The organism is Marinicella litoralis (assembly GCF_002591915.1).
In the GTDB taxonomy this organism is placed as follows: domain Bacteria; phylum Pseudomonadota; class Gammaproteobacteria; order Xanthomonadales; family Marinicellaceae; genus Marinicella; species Marinicella litoralis.
Genome location: NZ_NIHB01000002.1, coordinates 306116 through 323428, shown reverse-complemented (window position 1 = coordinate 323428; position 17313 = coordinate 306116). Strand labels below are relative to the sequence as shown.

The 17313-nt window shown below is 43.0% G+C and carries 21 protein-coding genes; 13 read left to right on the top strand and 8 right to left on the bottom strand.

Features of this window, described 5'->3' with window-relative positions:
• Nucleotides 1-203: 203 nt before the first annotated feature.
• The 11 genes from CCS90_RS07910 to CCS90_RS07860 all read left to right on the top strand — a co-directional run bounded on the left by CCS90_RS07910 (nucleotide 204) and on the right by CCS90_RS07860 (nucleotide 8923).
• Nucleotides 204-1136 (top strand): alpha/beta hydrolase family protein, encoded by a 933-nt coding sequence (locus CCS90_RS07910; RefSeq protein ID WP_099019004.1) that lies wholly within the window; start codon nucleotides 204-206, stop codon nucleotides 1134-1136.
• 244 nt (nucleotides 1137-1380) lie between these two features.
• The gene (locus tag CCS90_RS07905) at nucleotides 1381-1995 is read left to right on the top strand and encodes a hypothetical protein (protein WP_133566447.1); all 615 of its coding nucleotides are present in this window, start codon (nucleotides 1381-1383) and stop codon (nucleotides 1993-1995) included.
• Nucleotide 1996: 1 nt separating this feature from the next.
• Nucleotides 1997-2782, top strand: coding sequence for a DUF6090 family protein (locus tag CCS90_RS07900; RefSeq protein WP_099019002.1), 786 nt, complete (start codon nucleotides 1997-1999; stop codon nucleotides 2780-2782).
• Nucleotides 2782-3546 carry a hypothetical protein gene (locus CCS90_RS07895; protein ID WP_180236514.1) on the top strand — a complete coding sequence of 255 codons (765 nt, stop codon included), beginning with the start codon at nucleotides 2782-2784 and terminating at the stop codon, nucleotides 3544-3546. The genes CCS90_RS07900 and CCS90_RS07895 overlap by 1 nt, the downstream gene beginning before the upstream one ends.
• Nucleotides 3546-4313 (top strand): DUF6090 family protein, encoded by a 768-nt coding sequence (locus CCS90_RS07890; RefSeq protein WP_133566446.1) that lies wholly within the window; start codon nucleotides 3546-3548, stop codon nucleotides 4311-4313. The genes CCS90_RS07895 and CCS90_RS07890 overlap by 1 nt, the downstream gene beginning before the upstream one ends.
• A complete protein-coding gene (locus CCS90_RS07885; protein ID WP_143751553.1) occupies nucleotides 4313-5101 on the top strand; it encodes a hypothetical protein in 789 nt (262 codons plus the stop codon). The genes CCS90_RS07890 and CCS90_RS07885 overlap by 1 nt, the downstream gene beginning before the upstream one ends.
• Nucleotides 5101-5856 carry a hypothetical protein gene (locus tag CCS90_RS07880; RefSeq protein WP_099018998.1) on the top strand — a complete coding sequence of 252 codons (756 nt, stop codon included), beginning with the start codon at nucleotides 5101-5103 and terminating at the stop codon, nucleotides 5854-5856. The genes CCS90_RS07885 and CCS90_RS07880 overlap by 1 nt, the downstream gene beginning before the upstream one ends.
• A 13-nt stretch (nucleotides 5857-5869) precedes the next feature.
• Complete coding sequence (locus CCS90_RS07875) at nucleotides 5870-6679, top strand: hypothetical protein (protein WP_099018997.1); 810 nt, start codon at nucleotides 5870-5872, stop codon at nucleotides 6677-6679.
• Nucleotides 6679-7437, top strand: coding sequence for a hypothetical protein (locus CCS90_RS07870; protein ID WP_099018996.1), 759 nt, complete (start codon nucleotides 6679-6681; stop codon nucleotides 7435-7437). Before CCS90_RS07875 ends, CCS90_RS07870 begins: the two co-directional genes overlap by 1 nt.
• Nucleotides 7437-8213, top strand: a complete 777-nt coding sequence (locus tag CCS90_RS07865; protein WP_099018995.1) for a hypothetical protein — start codon at nucleotides 7437-7439, stop codon at nucleotides 8211-8213. Before CCS90_RS07870 ends, CCS90_RS07865 begins: the two co-directional genes overlap by 1 nt.
• Nucleotides 8213-8923: a hypothetical protein gene (locus CCS90_RS07860; protein WP_133566445.1), complete on the top strand. Its 711-nt coding sequence runs from the start codon at nucleotides 8213-8215 to the stop codon at nucleotides 8921-8923. Before CCS90_RS07865 ends, CCS90_RS07860 begins: the two co-directional genes overlap by 1 nt.
• Nucleotides 8924-8980: 57 nt before the next feature.
• Here CCS90_RS07860 and CCS90_RS07855 read toward each other — a convergent pair whose 3' ends face one another.
• From CCS90_RS07855 to CCS90_RS07830, 6 genes are all read right to left on the bottom strand, one after another.
• Complete coding sequence (locus CCS90_RS07855) at nucleotides 8981-10216, bottom strand: DUF3011 domain-containing protein (RefSeq protein WP_099018993.1); 1236 nt, start codon at nucleotides 10214-10216, stop codon at nucleotides 8981-8983.
• A 102-nt stretch (nucleotides 10217-10318) separates the two neighbouring features.
• Nucleotides 10319-10720, bottom strand: a complete 402-nt coding sequence (locus tag CCS90_RS07850; RefSeq protein ID WP_099018992.1) for a nuclear transport factor 2 family protein — start codon at nucleotides 10718-10720, stop codon at nucleotides 10319-10321.
• 57 nt (nucleotides 10721-10777) lie between these two features.
• Nucleotides 10778-11530: a glucose 1-dehydrogenase gene (locus CCS90_RS07845; protein ID WP_099018991.1), complete on the bottom strand. Its 753-nt coding sequence runs from the start codon at nucleotides 11528-11530 to the stop codon at nucleotides 10778-10780.
• Nucleotides 11531-11559: 29 nt separating this feature from the next.
• Complete coding sequence (locus CCS90_RS07840; RefSeq protein WP_162846753.1) at nucleotides 11560-12561, bottom strand: phosphotransferase family protein; 1002 nt, start codon at nucleotides 12559-12561, stop codon at nucleotides 11560-11562.
• Nucleotides 12561-13250: a TetR/AcrR family transcriptional regulator gene (locus tag CCS90_RS07835; protein WP_099018989.1), complete on the bottom strand. Its 690-nt coding sequence runs from the start codon at nucleotides 13248-13250 to the stop codon at nucleotides 12561-12563. Before CCS90_RS07835 ends, CCS90_RS07840 begins: the two co-directional genes overlap by 1 nt.
• On the bottom strand, nucleotides 13247-14428 hold the full coding sequence (locus CCS90_RS07830) for an acyl-CoA dehydrogenase family protein (RefSeq protein ID WP_099018988.1): 1182 nt from the start codon (nucleotides 14426-14428) through the stop codon (nucleotides 13247-13249). Before CCS90_RS07830 ends, CCS90_RS07835 begins: the two co-directional genes overlap by 4 nt.
• A gap of 77 nt (nucleotides 14429-14505) precedes the next feature.
• Between CCS90_RS07830 and CCS90_RS07825 the strand changes: the two genes are divergently transcribed.
• Nucleotides 14506-15321: an SDR family NAD(P)-dependent oxidoreductase gene (locus CCS90_RS07825; RefSeq protein ID WP_099018987.1), complete on the top strand. Its 816-nt coding sequence runs from the start codon at nucleotides 14506-14508 to the stop codon at nucleotides 15319-15321.
• On the top strand, nucleotides 15318-16388 hold the full coding sequence (locus CCS90_RS07820) for a saccharopine dehydrogenase family protein (RefSeq protein ID WP_099018986.1): 1071 nt from the start codon (nucleotides 15318-15320) through the stop codon (nucleotides 16386-16388). Before CCS90_RS07825 ends, CCS90_RS07820 begins: the two co-directional genes overlap by 4 nt.
• Nucleotide 16389: 1 nt before the next feature.
• Here the strand turns inward: CCS90_RS07820 and CCS90_RS07815 are convergent, their stop codons facing one another.
• Nucleotides 16390-17016, bottom strand: coding sequence for a TetR/AcrR family transcriptional regulator (locus CCS90_RS07815; protein ID WP_099018985.1), 627 nt, complete (start codon nucleotides 17014-17016; stop codon nucleotides 16390-16392).
• Nucleotides 17017-17274 (bottom strand): acyl-CoA-binding protein, encoded by a 258-nt coding sequence (locus CCS90_RS07810; protein ID WP_099019447.1) that lies wholly within the window; start codon nucleotides 17272-17274, stop codon nucleotides 17017-17019.
• Nucleotides 17275-17313: the final 39 nt, after the last annotated feature.

Below are 17313 nucleotides of genomic sequence, written 5' to 3'. Positions count from 1 at the left end.
AATCAGATAAAAAATTAAAAAAAGTTGTTGCCATTGCGAGGCGTAACGCGACGTGACAATACCTAAAGGCCAGACCCTCTCACGATGCAGATTCGAACCTAAAAGATTGTCACAGTCGCTTCGCGCCATCGCAATGACCGTGTTTTTTTATGAATTCATTATGCTACTAAGAAAAATATTCCAAAAATCATCGAGCAAAAACTATGAGTTTATTTAAAGAACTAAAAAGACGTTTTGTGTTTCGATCAGTGACTGTTCCATTTTTTATATTACTGATTCTGACATTGAATCTGACTGGATGTGCTTCCAAAATAAAGATTAATGCTGACCCAATTCAAATCGACGAAACCCATCCACCGGCATTGATTGAACTCAATTTTGACAGTCATGGCGATCGTCTGAACGGCATTTTGTACCAAGCCGATGGTTTAGGTCCGCACCCCACAGTGGTGTTGTTGCATGGTTATCCAGGCAATGAAAAAAACCTGGATCTGGCCCAAAGCATGCGAAGAGCTGGATATAACGTGTTGTTTTTCCATTACCGTGGTGCTTGGGGCAGTGAAGGGACGTTTAGTTTCACTCATGTGATAGAAGATGTGGGCAGTGCAATCAATTATTTACGCAATCAAGCCGACAAGTATCGTATAGATTCTGAGAAAATCTTAGTGGTTGGTCATTCCATGGGTGGCTTTGCGGCTTTGCAAGGTGCTGCCAAAGACAAGCAAGTGAAATGCGTGGCTGGCATTGCACCGGCTGATTTTGGTCTGGTTGCAAATATCTTTCAAACCAATATTGATGCGGCCAATAATTTTGCCTCAGGTGCAGATGGTTTAACCATGCTCAATAACTGGTCAGGATCAAAAGCGATTGATGAATTGAAAAATAACCGCGATGCATTCAGTCTGGTAGGTCTCGCACCCAAATTAAAAGGCAAATCGGTGTTACTGGTTGCTGGTGATAAAGACAAGGCTGTTGCACCAGCCGTTTTCCATACACCTTTGGTGGAAGCATATGCAGCTCAGCCAGATATTGCATTGAGCCATACCGTCATCTCAGGTGACCATGCTTTCTCATGGTCTAGGATTCAATTGGTTGAGACGGTGTTGGATTGGGCTTTAAGTTGTGAGGCGCCCTAATCATGTTACTGCGATCAATTTCAAAACATGTCAAAGCTTGTCCCAAATTCAGTTTGGGAACCACTTATATAAATCATTCGATATACGGGGTAAGCAAATGTTGTTGAGAAGTATTTCCCATCACGTTAAAACCCAAAATTGGTTTGCAGTATTCATCGATTTTTTGATTGTTTTGGCGGGCATTCTGCTGGCTTTTCAAATCACAGAATGGGGTTCACAACAGGCAGAAAAAAGGTCATTGAATGTGGCATTAGAACGATTGCACGAAGAAATTAAATCAAATGTAGTTGCAATTGATGATAACTCGCCACGCCATGATAATATTTATTCGGCAGGTGTACAATTGCTGGAATTGATACGCTCAGATAATTTTGAAACCATACCAATAACGCTAATCGCCAAGGTGTTTGTTGATGGCTTCACCACTGACTACTCTACCAGTGCGCTCACATCTGTTTTGAACCAGCAGACATTTCAAGGTTTGCAAAACTCTGAGCTTCGTCCAGTCATCTCTTCCTTACCGGCTGAATACCTAGATGCCAAGGAAGATGAAATAACAGTTATTCAACGGCTTGATGAGCATTGGTTGCCTTACATCAGTCAGAAACTACCGGTTGGTCCACTTTGGGCTGTTGCTTATAAGGGATCAGAATGGGAAAGCTACTTTGCAGCTATTAAAGGTCTTCATGAATATGACGATGTATCTATTGATGAATTCAAAGTGCTGGCTTCATCCATGCAATTTCAAAATGAAATTGTAAACCGCATCGCCTATGAAAATTTGATTCTGGTTGAGCAAAAGGAATTGCGCGTTATTCTGGTCCAAGCTTTGAAGTTGATTGAGGAGGAAATTAAATAGCATGTTATTAAGAAGAATAACCCAACACGTTCAATCCCAAAACTGGTTTGCCGTATTCCTCGATTTCATCATCGTGGTGGTCGGTGTGTTCATTGGTATCCAAGTGTCCAATTGGAATGAGACCAGACATGCAGAACAGGAGGCAGGGCTATTCAGAGCCAATTTAATTGCAGATTTACAAAATGACCGTGATGTCTATGCCTTGAGAAAAAAATTCTACTTAGAGGTTAAGCAAGCGATCACAGGTGTCGACAACATTTTGCATAACGATTTGCCAGATTCATTGGCGTTGCAATGGGATTTTATCCGCGATGTAGACAAGGCCGGCGGTATGTGGCCGTTTCAACCATCAGCGCAAGTCTATAACCAACTTTTGAATGCCGGAAAATTAGACTTAGTCAGTGATGATGCTGTGCTGAGGCAAATGCGTGACTACTATCAAGACGCCGCGTTAGAAGCCGGACTTACCTTTAAATTTGATTCTGTTTTCAGGGATCATTCTCGCAGCCTTTTGGATTGGCAACTTACCGATTACATCATCAGTGACTGTAATGTGATTGGTGCTGATCCCAGCGATATTCTGGATGACAACCAAAATTATTACACCACTTGTCCAGTTCCAGATTTAGCAAGCAATATATTACAAACTGCGGCCAAAATTCACACTGAAAAGAATTTGATCAATGAACTCAATTTACTTTTTTCGCAGAGTGTACGGATCTTGAGCTTTATTGAATACTTTGATGACCAAGCTGAGAGCCTCATTCAAGAGCTGGAGCGGCAATGATGCTATTACGAAGCGTCACAAAACACATCAAGGAACAAAATTGGTTCGCGGTCTTTATCGATTTCCTCATTGTGGTGGTCGGGGTATTTATCGGTATCCAAGTGTCCAATTGGAATACGGATCGAGCTGATCGTCTGTTGGAAGCCGAAACTTTGGTGGCGTTGCATGAGGACATCAAAGCAACCGCCAACAGCATTGCTCATGTGCTGATTGAAGCGGAGGTGGCCGATGACAGTTTGCGGGTTTTGGCAGAGTTTGCCGATGGTCAACACGATGATATGGACATTCCAACCATAGACCAACACATCCTTGCTGGGGTCTATGCTGTATTGGGCTTTGAGCCGATCATGGTGACTTACGACGAACTGAAAAACACCGGTCGCCTGAGACTGCTCAAAGAACAGCAGTTGCGCAAACAACTGCAAATCATCGACAGTCAAATAACCACCTTAAAGACGGATGAAAACGCTATATTAAAAGCATCGTATGACATGTCTGATCTTTTTTTGATTAAAAACTATGATTGGCGAGGCTTTATCACCATCCCTTCTAGAGATGGCTCCTATTCGGTCAATTGGTTGGATCCCATGAAAGACCGGCGCGACCCCAAAGACACACTGCGCCAAATTGAATTCATGAATATCTTGTTTTATCGAGGCCGGTTGAACGAATCATTCAAAAAATCTGCCAAAACACTCAGTGTCACTTTGGCAGAAATCGATGCTTTGATTGCTCAACGTTTGGCATCCATAGGACAGCCATGATGTTATTAAGAAGCGTCTCCAAGCACGTTAAGGATCAGAACTGGTTTGCCGTTTTTGTTGATTTTTTGATCGTGGTGGTCGGTGTGTTTATTGGGATTCAAGTGGCCAATTGGAACGAAAACCGAGCACAAAATGAACAGGCCGATGGTTATATGGTCCAACTTGCAGACGATATTCGATCAGATTTAACTGATATCAATACAGGTTACAGGACATCCCAGTGGCGGTTGGCAGCATTAACGGAGTTGCTCGATATGGCAGGAATTCCAACGCCAGATAAGTCGCATTTACTTGAGCGTGATTTAACAATCCAACGTCCGGCATTAATCAATGATTCAATCACTTACCTCATGAACGCCTCAACCTATACCAGGTTTCTTGATAACAACCATCCATCGTATCTGTCGCTGGTTAACACAGGCAATGCCACATTGATTGGCAAACTTAAACCATGGCCATGTATTCAATCGTATTATGCGCAGTATCAAGAAGTGTTGCTGTTTGAGGAGCGCTTGTTGTTGTTTCGCTCGGAAATGGTCCGTACCCTTCATGATGCAGGACTTTCGATCACGGGGCATGTCACTGAAAGTGAAACGCTGGATCGGATTCGCTCTCACGACAGTCTTTCGGCTTCGATGTCCAGTAATCGGCTTTTTGTCTATTATCATATGTTGGTTTTGGAAGATTTGGGCAAGCGTGCAAACCTACTACTCAAGGCACTTGAGAACAACAGTGGAAATTGTGACTTTGAAGAAGGGTCTTTATGATGTTGCTCAGAAGCATCACCAAGCATGTCACCGAGCAAAACTGGTTTGCGGTCTTTATCGACTTTTTGATCGTGGTCGTTGGTGTATTTATCGGCATCCAAGTTGCCAACTGGAATGAAACCCGACAACAACAAAGCTTAACTGCGCATTACTTACAACGCATCACAGATGACCTGGAAGCCAATATATTAGACGCCGAACAGCGAGTCGTCTATTTTTCACAAACCAGAAGCCATGGCCTGGCTGCATTGAGTGCTTTGAGCGCTTTGGGTGAGCCCAGTGAGCCCAGTGAGCCATTAGGCAAACAGTTCATTATTGATGTCTACCAAGCCAGTCAAGCGCTGCCTAGACAGTTTGATAATGAGAGTTATGCAGAAGTGAATTCAATTGGTGCCCAAGTGGCGATTGCTGATGTTGATATCAGAATGCGTTTATCCACATACTTTCGCAGCATACAAGCATCCGTTAACAATTTAACCACCATCATGCCTTATCGTGAAAGCATCAGATCAATCATGCCCTACCAAGCGCAAAAGGCTGTGCGGGACAATTGTGATGATGTGATGGGGGTGAATCAGTATTTTCAACACATCATTACTTTACCCACCAGCTGCGAAATTAATTTAAGTCGAAAGGATGTAGATACAGCCGTTAAAGCCATTTTAGACGCAGCTATTCAAGATGAATTAACCAGACAGGTATCAGATTTAGATACCAAGCTGTCAAGTTTGCAAATATTCAAAGACCGAACGACATTGATGATTGATTATTTAAGGGGGCTGGATTGATGTTGCTGACGAGTGTTACACAACACGTTAAAACCCAAAACTGGTTCGCTGTATTTATTGATTTCTTGATTGTGGTATTTGGTGTGTTTATTGGTATCCAGGTGGCCAATTGGAATGGTGAGCGGATTGAGCGGTCGTTGGAACGAGAATACCTAGAACAACTTCATGTTGACTTTATCGAAAGTATCAAAGGCCAAAGTCGGGATTTGAATTTTCTTAGCCGTCAGTTATCTGATTACAACACCATGCTAAATTCACTGGATGCCTGCAATTTGGATGCTGAGGATGAACAGGCCTTTCAGCGTGGAGTCAATACGATTGGCTATATCAATCCTCCGAGAATCTTTCGTCGAACAGTAGATGAGATGAATGCGGCAGGTCGCACCAACATCATTCGAAATCAATCCTTAAAAGACCAGTTGTCAGAAACTATTGCATTGGTTGAGTGGAGAGGTAATAGTTTTACAGATTCTGTTGCTCGTTCAAATGAACACCATCGGCACATTGTTGAAAAACAGGTACGTTATGACTTATCTCGCAAATATTCTGATCCCTTTATGGGTGAATTTGTGGGTGTTGATTTTGATATTCAAACGCTTTGTACCTTGCCGCAGATAGTACGATCAATTTCAGCAGTCAGTTATTCTACTCTTGAACGACAAAGAGCGTATCAACCCATATTGGAACAGTATGAAAGTATTCTTCATAGCATAGAACAAGAACTGAATTCTCGATGGGGTGTGAAATTAAAATAGTTATGAGAAAATTATGTTGTTAAGACGAATTACTAAGCACGTCACTGAACAGAATTGGTTTGCCGTTTCTTTAGACTTTGTCATTGTGGTTTTTGGTGTTTTTCTTGGTATTCAAATTGGTGATTGGAATGAAGAGCGGTTAACCAGAGAACGCACGGTGGTGCTCACAGAAAGGTTGGCTGATGATTTTGGGGTTGATGTCTGGCTTGCTTATAGTTTTGCTACCTACCATGAAGTGGTGATTAACAATGCGAAACTGGTTTTGGACGATTTGAGTGGTCGAAAATCGCTGCCTGACAATGCGCTATTGGTTGCGGCCTTTCGGGCCACCCAATTCAATCGATTGAATGAATCTTCAACCTATACAGAACTGGTGTCCTCAGGTGGCTATGACTTGTTGGCAAAAAGTGAACTGGGACGAATTGCCACGGTTTTTTATGAAAGTGAACAAGCTGAAGACATCCAAAATGATGGTAAATCTTCAGACTACCGCCGTTTGTATCGAACCGTGATCCCGATAGACGTACAGCTGCATGCCGCGGAAGTTTGTGGTGATCGCAACATCTCGGTTACTCGGCTGATGAACGGTGAAAATTCATTGTCTTATGACTGCCAATTGTCCCTGCCAGCAGAGCAGCTGTCAGAAGCCGTTGCGGTTTTGCGCACTCACCCTGATTTTGCTGATATGTTGCGGCGCAGAATTGCAAACTTGTCTATGCAGATCAGTGATTTTACAGACCTGCTTGGAGCGACCAAACCCTATCGGGCAAGCCATGAAGTGCTTGCTGAAGCAGGTATTTTTATGATTTACGAGGAAGATTGATGTTATTGCGAAGAATCACCCAACATGTCAAAGATCAAAACTGGTTTGCTGTATTAATCGACTTTCTGATCGTGGTGGTCGGTGTATTTGTGGGTTTGCAAGTGCAAGACTTTGCCAATGAACGCCAGCGACAAAAAACTGAAACCAGTTACCTGAAACGTTTGCATGCAGAGGTCGAACATTTATCGATACAAAGAGCTAATTATGATGCAACACGTGAAGATTTTTCCAAAAAGCTGAACTCAGCAATGGATATATTGGCCGATCCAACAAGTGATGTCTTAATCAGTGATGATTTATGTACAGCCATGGTTGCCTCTGCTCACACCACTGTGCCGCCAGCGGCATTACCGACGATTGATGAGATGTTGTCTGCCGGTAAATTGGATCAAATATTTTCAGAAAGTATCAGAACTGATATCTTGAATTACACCCAACAAGCCAAGCGAGCAGAACATTTAGTTGATGCCATCAGTGATAACAATGTTGAAATGGCTCGCAGGTACCCAGAAATAATTACCCTTCATTACAACAAACATTCAGACACGGTCGTTGATGGGATTTGGATTGATCCGGTTTGTCATGCGGAAAAAATGCGCTCAGACAAAGCATTCATGAATGACATGATCAACAACAGTTATATGTATCAGGTTTATACATTGCGTGCTGTGGTGCCAGTCAGTGAATCTTTGGCACAGTTACACCAAACATTGGATGAGATTTTGCAGCTTTATCACCATTCAACGGAGAACAACTGATGTTATTACGTTCAGTTACAAAACACGTTAAGGAGCAGAATTGGTTTGCGGTTTTTATAGATTTTTTCATTGTGGTTGTCGGTGTATTTATCGGTATTCAGGTGGCCAACTGGAATGAAGACAGATCAGAACGGTCGCTGGAAACTAAATACCTTGAACGCATTTACTTAGATGCAGAACGCTCGATCAAAGAAACCAGTTTTGATATTGACTGGGCCGATGATCGAATCAGAACGGAAAAAGTGGTTTTAAATGCCTTACAAAGTAAACAATTGGAGCCTGAACTCCAAGACACATTTGATCGAGGTCTGGCATTCTTCGGCTATGCCACTGAATCCAATAGGAGTTTATTGTCTATCAAGGAATTACAATCGTCAGGAAAGATGTCCATCATCAAAGACATTGAATTAAGGGAATTAATTGGCAACCTTGAATTTCAATTCATGACCCGAGAAAAACATAGCCTTCATTTGCGTGAATTGCGCCGCAAACAATTGAATGAAGTCAGTGCCTATTGGAAATTCATCAAATCTGACTTTGAACCCAAAGGAGTGACTCAATTAGAATATGATTTTGCTGCATTGGCTAACAATACTGAATTCATCAATCGATTATCACACATGAATATGGTGGTACAGATACATCGGCGCAACCAACTCCGCGACATTGATGATTTGATGGTTCTTAAAGATGCCATTGCTGCCACCTTAGGGTATGTTCCTGATAAATTAGAATCAAGCTTAAAAAACTATACTCAAGACTGGGGTAAAGATTGATGCTACTAAGAAGCGTTTCAAAACACGTCAGAGAGCAGAACTGGTTCGCTGTATTCATTGACTTTCTGATTGTAGTGGTTGGGGTGTTTATTGGCATCCAAGTGGCCAATTGGAATGCCTCAAATATACAACAGGCCAAAGAACAGAAAATTTTACAACAACTGCAAAAGGAGTTTGAGTTGACTGTAGCAGACACCCATAACAGCATGGAAAAAAACAACCGATCGATTCAAGCCAATTTTGCGGTGTTGAAAGTCATCAATCAAAAAACAGAACCTGAAGACAGTGAAACTTTTGCCAAAACATTGATGGCTGCTGGTCGATTCGGTTCAGTCACCTATCAACCCAGTACCCTGGCAGAGTTATTGGCCTCTGGTTCTTTGTCTGATATATCCTCAGCAGACTTGCGTGCGGCATTGGTGCAATTCAATCACACCATGGCCACCCACAAAAAGCTGGATGATTTGGTATTGCAGCGCATATCCACCCCGCATGATGGTTTTCATGCCGCAGTGACCTTACAAATGGGCAGCAGTTCCAAAGAAGAGATGACAGCAACCTATGATTGGCAACAGGTGTTGGCGGCGCGTGAGCAGTTTCAAGTGCTCTATTATGGCAAAATGGGCCTGTCCAGCAACATGCTTCAATTGTTAAAGGACTGTGAATCGGTGCTTAATGAACTGGAAGCCGTGATAAAGCCCATCCATTGAACCACAAAAAAAGCCCATACAAACGCATGGGCTTAGATGGTTTTATTGTAGCAAAGTTTATCGATAGACTTTGAATTCGGCATAGCAGTTATTGGTGACAAACAGCTCACCTTGTTGATTGACACCCCAATTGCCTTTGCAAGGGTATTTGCCTTTGCTGATTTCTCGATTGAATTTAACATCTCGAAATGGTCCTTTGGTGTCACAGATTTTGACCTTGTTGCGTCTTGATTTACATTTAACTGTTATCGGTAAGGCGTTGACTGGTGGTTGATTGACAGCTGAACCTGCATCATAAGTCATGAAGCGAGCTCGACAACCATCCTTGACCCAAATGCCATTGGCATCATAACCCCATCGGTTGTCACAACTGGTGTTAGAAAGGTTTTGTACGAATTCTACGCGACCTCTGGTGTCAGCAGGGCAGGTTCTGACTTGCCCATAATTCGATTCGCAGATGACTTCACGTCCTTGGTTATGGTTATTGTCATGATCGGAATATGAGGGTTCTTGGTAGGCTGTGACTGCAAAGCGTGCATGACAACCATTGCGTACCCAAAGTCCGTGGCTGGAGTAACCCCAGTTACCACGACAACTGTTGCGGTATTGGTTGCCCAATTCTTCTACCAATTCAACACTTTGTAACGCAGGTACCTGACAATGGGCGATGTTGGTCCCAACCGATCGACATTCTACGATACCGTTGTTACCTGCTTGGTAAGGATCGGTGCCATTGTTGCGATGTGAGACATAAAAATCTGCTTTACAGCCATTGGAGACCCAGATTTCATTGTAATTGAAGCCCCAGTTGCCTTGACAGCTGCGATTGCTCAGTTGGTGAATCAATGAAACATCTGCACCTCGCAAATCTCGCGCACAGGTTTGTCTGCGCTGACTGTAGGATTCACAACGGATCACATCGTCGGTTTGTCCATAATGGTCTTGGTAGCGATCAATTTGAAACTCACCGCGACAGCCATTGGTGACCCAAACGCCATAATAGTCATAACCCCAGTTGCCTTGGCAGGAGTTGTAGCCTATTTGTTTAACCAGCCTGACACCACCTGAAGTATCGGCATTGCAATGTTGCCTTTGGCCGCGATAAGATTCACAGATGAATTTATCACCTGTGCCATATCGGTTGTTGCCGTAATTTTTTTGGGATTTACTTTGACTGAACTGTTGTTCAGATGAATTTTTTTCAGTCGGAAGTTGTTCCAACTCTTTTTTTGCTGTTTGGGCAAAGGCCAGGCTTGAGAGTAACATCAAGCTCCAAATTATATGCTTTTTCATCGATTTCTCCTTGTTATGCTGCTAATTATTTTAACCATTGATGGACCATCAATGTAGAACAATTTGTAAACAAGTATCAATCTATAACGTATGCCGCGGTGGTTATCCTTGTTTTTGTAGCAATTCAAACATTTTTTGTTGTACCAGATTCAGTGCTTTGAGGGGCCTGAGCATGACTTTGAAATCTGTGATTTGACCCGCATCGTTACACGCAATCATGTCTACACCATTGATAATCAGTCCATCAATTTCCGCCTGAAATTCAAGCACAGCTTGGTTATCGTCCAATACCTGGCGCAGGTATTGGAATTGATTGGGCAACAACACATGAAAAGCCGCGGTGAGGTACATTTTGACCAAAGGTTTGCCAGCTTGGGGTGTGTGCATCACTGGTGAATGAAAAACCACCTCATCAGCCAACAATTCATTGAGTTTCTCAGGATCAGCTGCTTTGATCAGTTGATGCCAGTTTTTAATGGTTTGTTGAATCGGTTGTGATGTCATTGCATTCTCGGTTATCAAATGGTTTACTGAAAACTATTTTATATTCAATCTCGATGCTTAAGCCAACAAGCCACCATCTATGGGCAGGCTGACACCTGTGATGTATTTGGCGGCATCTGAAGCCAGGAATAAATAGGCCGGTGCAATCTCTTCGGGCTGGGCGATTCGTCCCAAGGGGATTTGTGGCAAGATCATTTTTAACATGGCTTCATTTTGGGTCAGTGCAGAGGCAAATTTGGTGTCAGTTAATCCTGGTAACACGGCATTGACGCGGATACCAAATTGAGCACATTCTTTGGCAAAACTTTCAGTCATTGAAATGATGGCGGCTTTAGAAGCAGAGTAGAGCGATTGATTGAAACCAGCAACCCGTCCATTCACTGACGAGGTATTGATGATGACTCCAGCGCCTTGCTTACGCATCTGTTGCCCAGCCAATTGACTCATGTGGAAATAACCTTCGATGTTGACCTCAATGGTTTTTTTAATGGCTTCAAAACCCATATCCAATACATTGCCAAAATACGGGTTGGCTGCTGCATTGTTGATCATCACATCCAATTGTCCGTATTGCTCGATGGTTTGTTTTATCAAGCCATCACGCGAGGCTTTGTCTCCATTGTGGCAGGTGATGGCTCCGGCTTTACCGCCATTTTGCTTGATGGCGTTGGCCACAGCATCAATGCCTTCTTGTGAACGTGAACTGACAATCACTTGGGCACCTTGTGCAGCGAATTGATGGGCAATGGCTTCACCAATGCCACGACTGGCACCAGTGATCAGGACAACTTTGTTTTCGAATTGGGTCATGTTATTCTCTTTAAAATTTTAAATGAAGTTCAGGTAAGGTGTGTCAGCGCTTGTTTAAGGACCAAGTCACGGATCATTCCCAGCGGTTTAAAGGCAGGATTGTCGGTTTGGCCTTTTTCATAGCGGTAGTAAATTTGTTGGAGTATCACTGCCAGCCTGAATAAGCCATAAATATAATAATAATGGTAATTGTCAATGGATTGGCCACTGGCCAAACAATATTGATGGACCATTTCATCGCGAGTCAGCATGCCATCTAAATAGGTCGGCATCATACTGATTTGTTTCAACAGTTCATGATCTGTGGCCTCGAACCAGTAAGCCAATGAACAACCAAGGTCCATCAAAGGATCACCAATGGTGGTCATTTCCCAGTCCAATACACCAATGATTTGGCTGGTGTTTTGCTGATCGAATACCACATTGTCAAATTTATAATCGTTGTGAATCAGGGTGTATTGACGGTGGTCTTCGGGTTGATTGTTTACCAACCATTTGATCACCGGTTCGGCCATGTCTTGTGCCGGTATCACTCGAGAGTAACGGTGTATCCAACCTGAAATTTGGCGATCGATATAGCCAGGCCCCTTATTGAACCGCTGCAACTGGTCGGTGGGTGCTTGGTGTAATTGATGCTGTACTTTGATCAACTCTTTACACAGTGCGCTTAAATCTGAATTTTGGTAAATCGCCGGTAACTTTTGTCGAATGATGATGCCATTGATGGGTTGCATTAAATAAAAATCACGATCAAAGACCGTCGAATCTTGGCACAACAAAACAACTTCAGGGCATAAGGGGAACACTGGATTCAATTGTTGTAATAAATCGAATTCACGTTGCATGTCATGTGCACCTTTGGCTTTGGTGCCTGGTGGTGAGGTTCGCATGATCCACTCATTGGCGTCATCTTTGACCGAGTAGGTTAGGTTTGAGGCACCGCCTTTAAATGCTTTGAAGTGAAGTTCGCCATGGGTCTTCAAATGTTTTTTTAAATATTGGGCGATGTTATGCTGTTGTTGTGAATTCATTATTTCACCTGGATAAGTTGATAAACCGAGAGCAATAAGTTGGCAACATATTGATCGGCATTGATGTTTTTTTGTTGGTACTTCCATGTTTTTAAATACCAATCTTGTAGCATGGCTTTGAGCATGGCAGAAACAAAATCAGGATTGGTACATTGACTGAGGTTTTGTTTATTGGCGTCGAGGATTCGTTCTAAAATCGCTTCCCCCATAAATTGTTCAGATGCCATGATGGTGTTAAGCAATTCTCGATCCAGGCTCTTACATTCCATAAAAACAAAATAAAACCATTTTTTCAGTCGTTCACTGATGTAAATATGCCTGGCCAACAGTTCATTCAATTCAAACACAGGATCCAAGTGCCTGTATTCTTTTATTTTTAAACAAGTTTCTGCCATGTGTATCATAGCGGCATGAATCATTTCTGCAATTTGGTTTTTGTTGGAGAAATATTTATACAAGCCACCCATGCTGATACCAGATTCTTGGCTGAGGTCTCGCAAGGTCATCGCTTGGAACCCTTTGGTGTGGGACAGTTTAAAAACGCTTTCAATGATGGTTTTGAACTTCTTGGTCGCAATGTTGCGGTTTTTTAAATTCAATTTTTTATGGTACATGTCAAAAATACACGTCCATTCATCACCGATCAAGGCCTCAAATTCTTGTAAAAAGGTTTCGTAGCTGAGGTTCATAGGTATTTTTTAAGCAGGCTTTTGGCCAAAGAGAGTTTGTGTACTTCGTCAGGGCCATCATAAATGCGTGCGGCCCGTTCTTCGCGATAGAAGAAGGCGATGATGCTGTCGTCGGTCATTCCTAATGCGCCCATCGATTGCAACGCATGGTTTACCACCAGTTGTAACATGTTGGCTGCTTCAAATTTAATCATCGATATGTGGTGTTTGGCGGCATCAAAGCCCTGTTCGTCAATGATTTTTGCCGTTTCCATGACCAAGCACCTTGAGGCGTTGATGGCTGCATATGATTCAGCAATTTTAGTTTGTATGACGGGTTGATCTGCCAAGGTACTTGTGGGCGTGATTTGTCGCTGTAAAACATGTTGGCACATCAAGTCAAAACAGCGATTGGCAATGCCAATCCAGCGCATACAATGATGAATTCGTCCAGGACCCAACCTTTGTTGCGCCATTTTGAATCCTTGTCCTTGTTCTCCAATCAGGTGATTGGCTGGTACCTTACAATTTTTAAATTCAATTTCACTGTGTGAATAATAGCCAGAACCAGAGTGACCCATCACCGGTATGTTGCGGAGGTTTTGATAGCCTGGGTTATCCAGTGGAACGATGATCATGCTGGCCCTGAGGTGTTTGGGCGCATCTGGGTCTGTAACGGCCATGACGATGGTAAAGTTGGCGCCATCTGCTGCCGTGGTAAACCACTTTCTGCCATTGATGACCCATTGACCATCAATTAATTCTGCACTTGTGTCCAATAAGGTTGGGTTAGAACCAGCGGTGTGTGGTTCGGTCATGGCAAAACAACTTCTGATTTCACCTTGGGCCAAGGGCAGCAAGAAGTTTGTCTTGATGTACTCATTGGCATACATGTGTAATAACTCGGCATTACCGGCATCAGGTGCTTGGCAACCAAAACAATAATGTCCCAAGGGTGACTGCCCAGTGACTTCTGAAATTTGTCCCAATTGACGGATGCTTAAAGACATACCGCCAACTGAATCAGGCAAGTTTGGTGCCCACAACCCCTGCGCTTTGACCTGCAAGCGAATTTGATCCATTTGTTGATACAGTTGTTCCCATTGTTGTGATAAAAACAACGGTTCGAGTGGAATCACTTGTTGTTTTATGATGGTGTCAATGTCAGTCAGCATTTGGCTGAAACTTTGTTTGGGCATATGATTGATCTCAGGGTATTTTTGACGATTATAGCAAAAAGCGAGTGAATGTTCGCTTTTTTTGATATGATGCAGCCATGAATAAAAGCAAAGATTATAACAGAGTGATGGTCATTACTGGTGCGGCCAGTGGTTTAGGCAAAGCATTGGCTTTGGCAGCAGCGCAACAAGGATATGACATTGCAGTGGCAGACGTACAAGAACAGGCGGGTAACCAAGCCGTAGCAGCCATCAAACAACATCAAGTAGAAGCTGCTTATTTTCACTGTGATGTCGGTCAAGCAGGTGGGTTGTTGCAGTTAAAGGATCAAGTGATGGCACATTTTGGACGTGTTGATGTGCTGGTTAACAATGCCGGTGTAGGTTCGCAAGGGACTGTTTGTGATTCAACAGAGGAAGAATGGGCCCGCCAATGGCAAATAAACCTGATGGGCGTGGTGCGAGGCTGCCAAGCTTTTATCCCCCAACTGAAAAAAAGCGCGGATCCGGCCATTGTTAATGTGGCCTCATTTGCCGCCGTGGCATTGGCACCAGGAGTGGCTTCATACAATGTGGTAAAAGCAGGTGTATTGGCTTTGAGTGAAACTTTGCGCTGTGAATTGGCCGAAGCGGGCATTCATGTTTCGGTGATTTGTCCGGCCTTTTTCAAAACCAACCTGGTTGAATCAATGCAAAACACGGATGATAAAATTAAAAACCAAATCAATCGTTGGATGACGAAATCAAAATACACTGCCGATGATGTGGCTAACATGATATTAGCCTCAATTGACAACAAACAATTTATGGTGTTGTGTGACAGCACGACTCAATGGCAATACCGCCTATCTCGGTGGTTTCCTAACTATTTTTTCAAACAAAAAGTCAAAATGATCAAGAGGATGTTCCAATGAACACAAATAATGTGACCAGCAAAAACTGGATGATATATGGAGCCACAGGATATTCTGGCCAGTTGATTGTCGAGCGGGCAGTCAAAGCGGGGATGAAGCCAGTGGTGGCAGGCCGCAGTGATGAAAAAGTCAAAGCACTGGCAGAACAATATGGTCTGGATCATCGGGTGTTCAATATCGAGATGCTGGATAATTCGGATGCCTTATTGAGTGGTATGCATTTGGTGTTGAATTGTGCGGGTCCCTTTTCGCAAACGGCTGAAGTGGTGATGCAAGCTTGTTTAAAACAACAAGCGCATTACATTGACATCACCGGTGAAATCGATGTGTTTGAAATGGCAGCCAGTTTAAATGAAGCGGCTAAAGTGCGTGGTGTGGTATTGTGTCCAGGAGTGGGTTTCGATGTGATTCCAACTGATTGTGTGGCTGCCAAACTGAAAGCGCTGATGCCTGATGCAACACATTTGTCCTTGGGATTTGATTCACGCTCAGGTTTCAGCCCAGGTACTGCCAAAACATCTGTTGAAGCCCTGCCACAAGGCGGCAAAGTCAGGGTGGATGGTAAAATCGTTGCGGTACCGCTGGCAGCCAAAACCCGTAAAATTGATTTTGGTGGTGGTGAAAAACTGGCCATGACGATTCCTTGGGGTGATGTCTCAACTGCGTATCACAACACCCAAATACCCAATATTGAAGTCTATATTCCAGGATCTCCAGCAATGGTCAAACAGCTTAAACGGATGAATTGGTTCAAACCCATTTTAGGTTTGGGTTTGGTACAAAAGTTGCTAAAAAAACGCATTGAAAAGAAAGTCAAAGGACCTGATGAAGCCACCCGAGCTCAATTAACCACATTCGTGTGGGGTGAAGTTAAAAATGCCGCAGGCGATGTCAAAGATTATCGAATTGAAGTGGCCAATGGTTACGAGATTACTGCCGATGGTTCGGTGATGGTGGCACAAGCTTTGTTGAATGATTATGCCGATGCCTCTGGATACCAAACACCCAGTATGTTGCTTGGTGATGATTTGATTGAAAAAATTCCTGGCACCCAATCTGCCAGTTGATTCAATCTAAAAATTGTTTAGACAATTCATCTAAGAAGGCGCGCTGTTTTTCATCTAAGAATGGCGCAATCATTTGCAGGATATGAAAAATACCGTGCGACAGTTTTTTCTGTTCATCAAAGCTGTCATCAAAGATAGCCACTGAATAATTCAACCAAAAAGTTGAGGTGAGGGCGATTTGATCTGCGAGGTTGGCGGTGGTTCTTTGGTCTGCTGATAAGGTTCCTTCGTTGCGTAACTGTTCTAGGATAAGCAGTGCTTTTTGTGACTTGAGTGCCAGGATGTGTCTGAAATGTCTTTTCAGAAATTCTATGCGGTTCATCAGCTGAATCAAGTTTCTGTACAAAAAGCGGTATTCAACAATGACATCAAACACCATATTTAAATACAGCCACATGTCTTTCATTGAAGCATGGTTCAAGTCAGGAGAAGCCAACACCTCTTTGATTTTCTTTTCATATTGCAAAAAGATTTGCCATATGATGTCGTCTTTGCTTTTGAAGTGGTAATAGAGGTTACCAGGACTGATGTCCATTTCATCTGCAATGTGGTTGGTGGTTACATTGGGTTCGCCTTCTTCGTTGAACAATTCCAAGGCCGTGTGCAAAATTCGTTCTTTGGTTTTCACTCAGCTTCCGAGCTTGTTGACCAAATCGATGTATTGTTGTTTGGCTTCATCGGTGCTCATGCCTTGGTTTTTTTCCCAAGCTTCGTATTTAGCTGCGCCAACAAAATCAAAGAATCCAGGCTTGTCACCTTTTACATCACCTACAGAGCCTTGTTTGTACAGGGCATACAGTTTCAACATGGTGGCATCATCAGGCCGGGTGGTTAATTTTTTTATGTCTTTCAACGCATTCTCAAATGCATCATTTAATTCAGTCATGGTAAGATAATCAGAAAATTGTATTAGCATCATTTGACA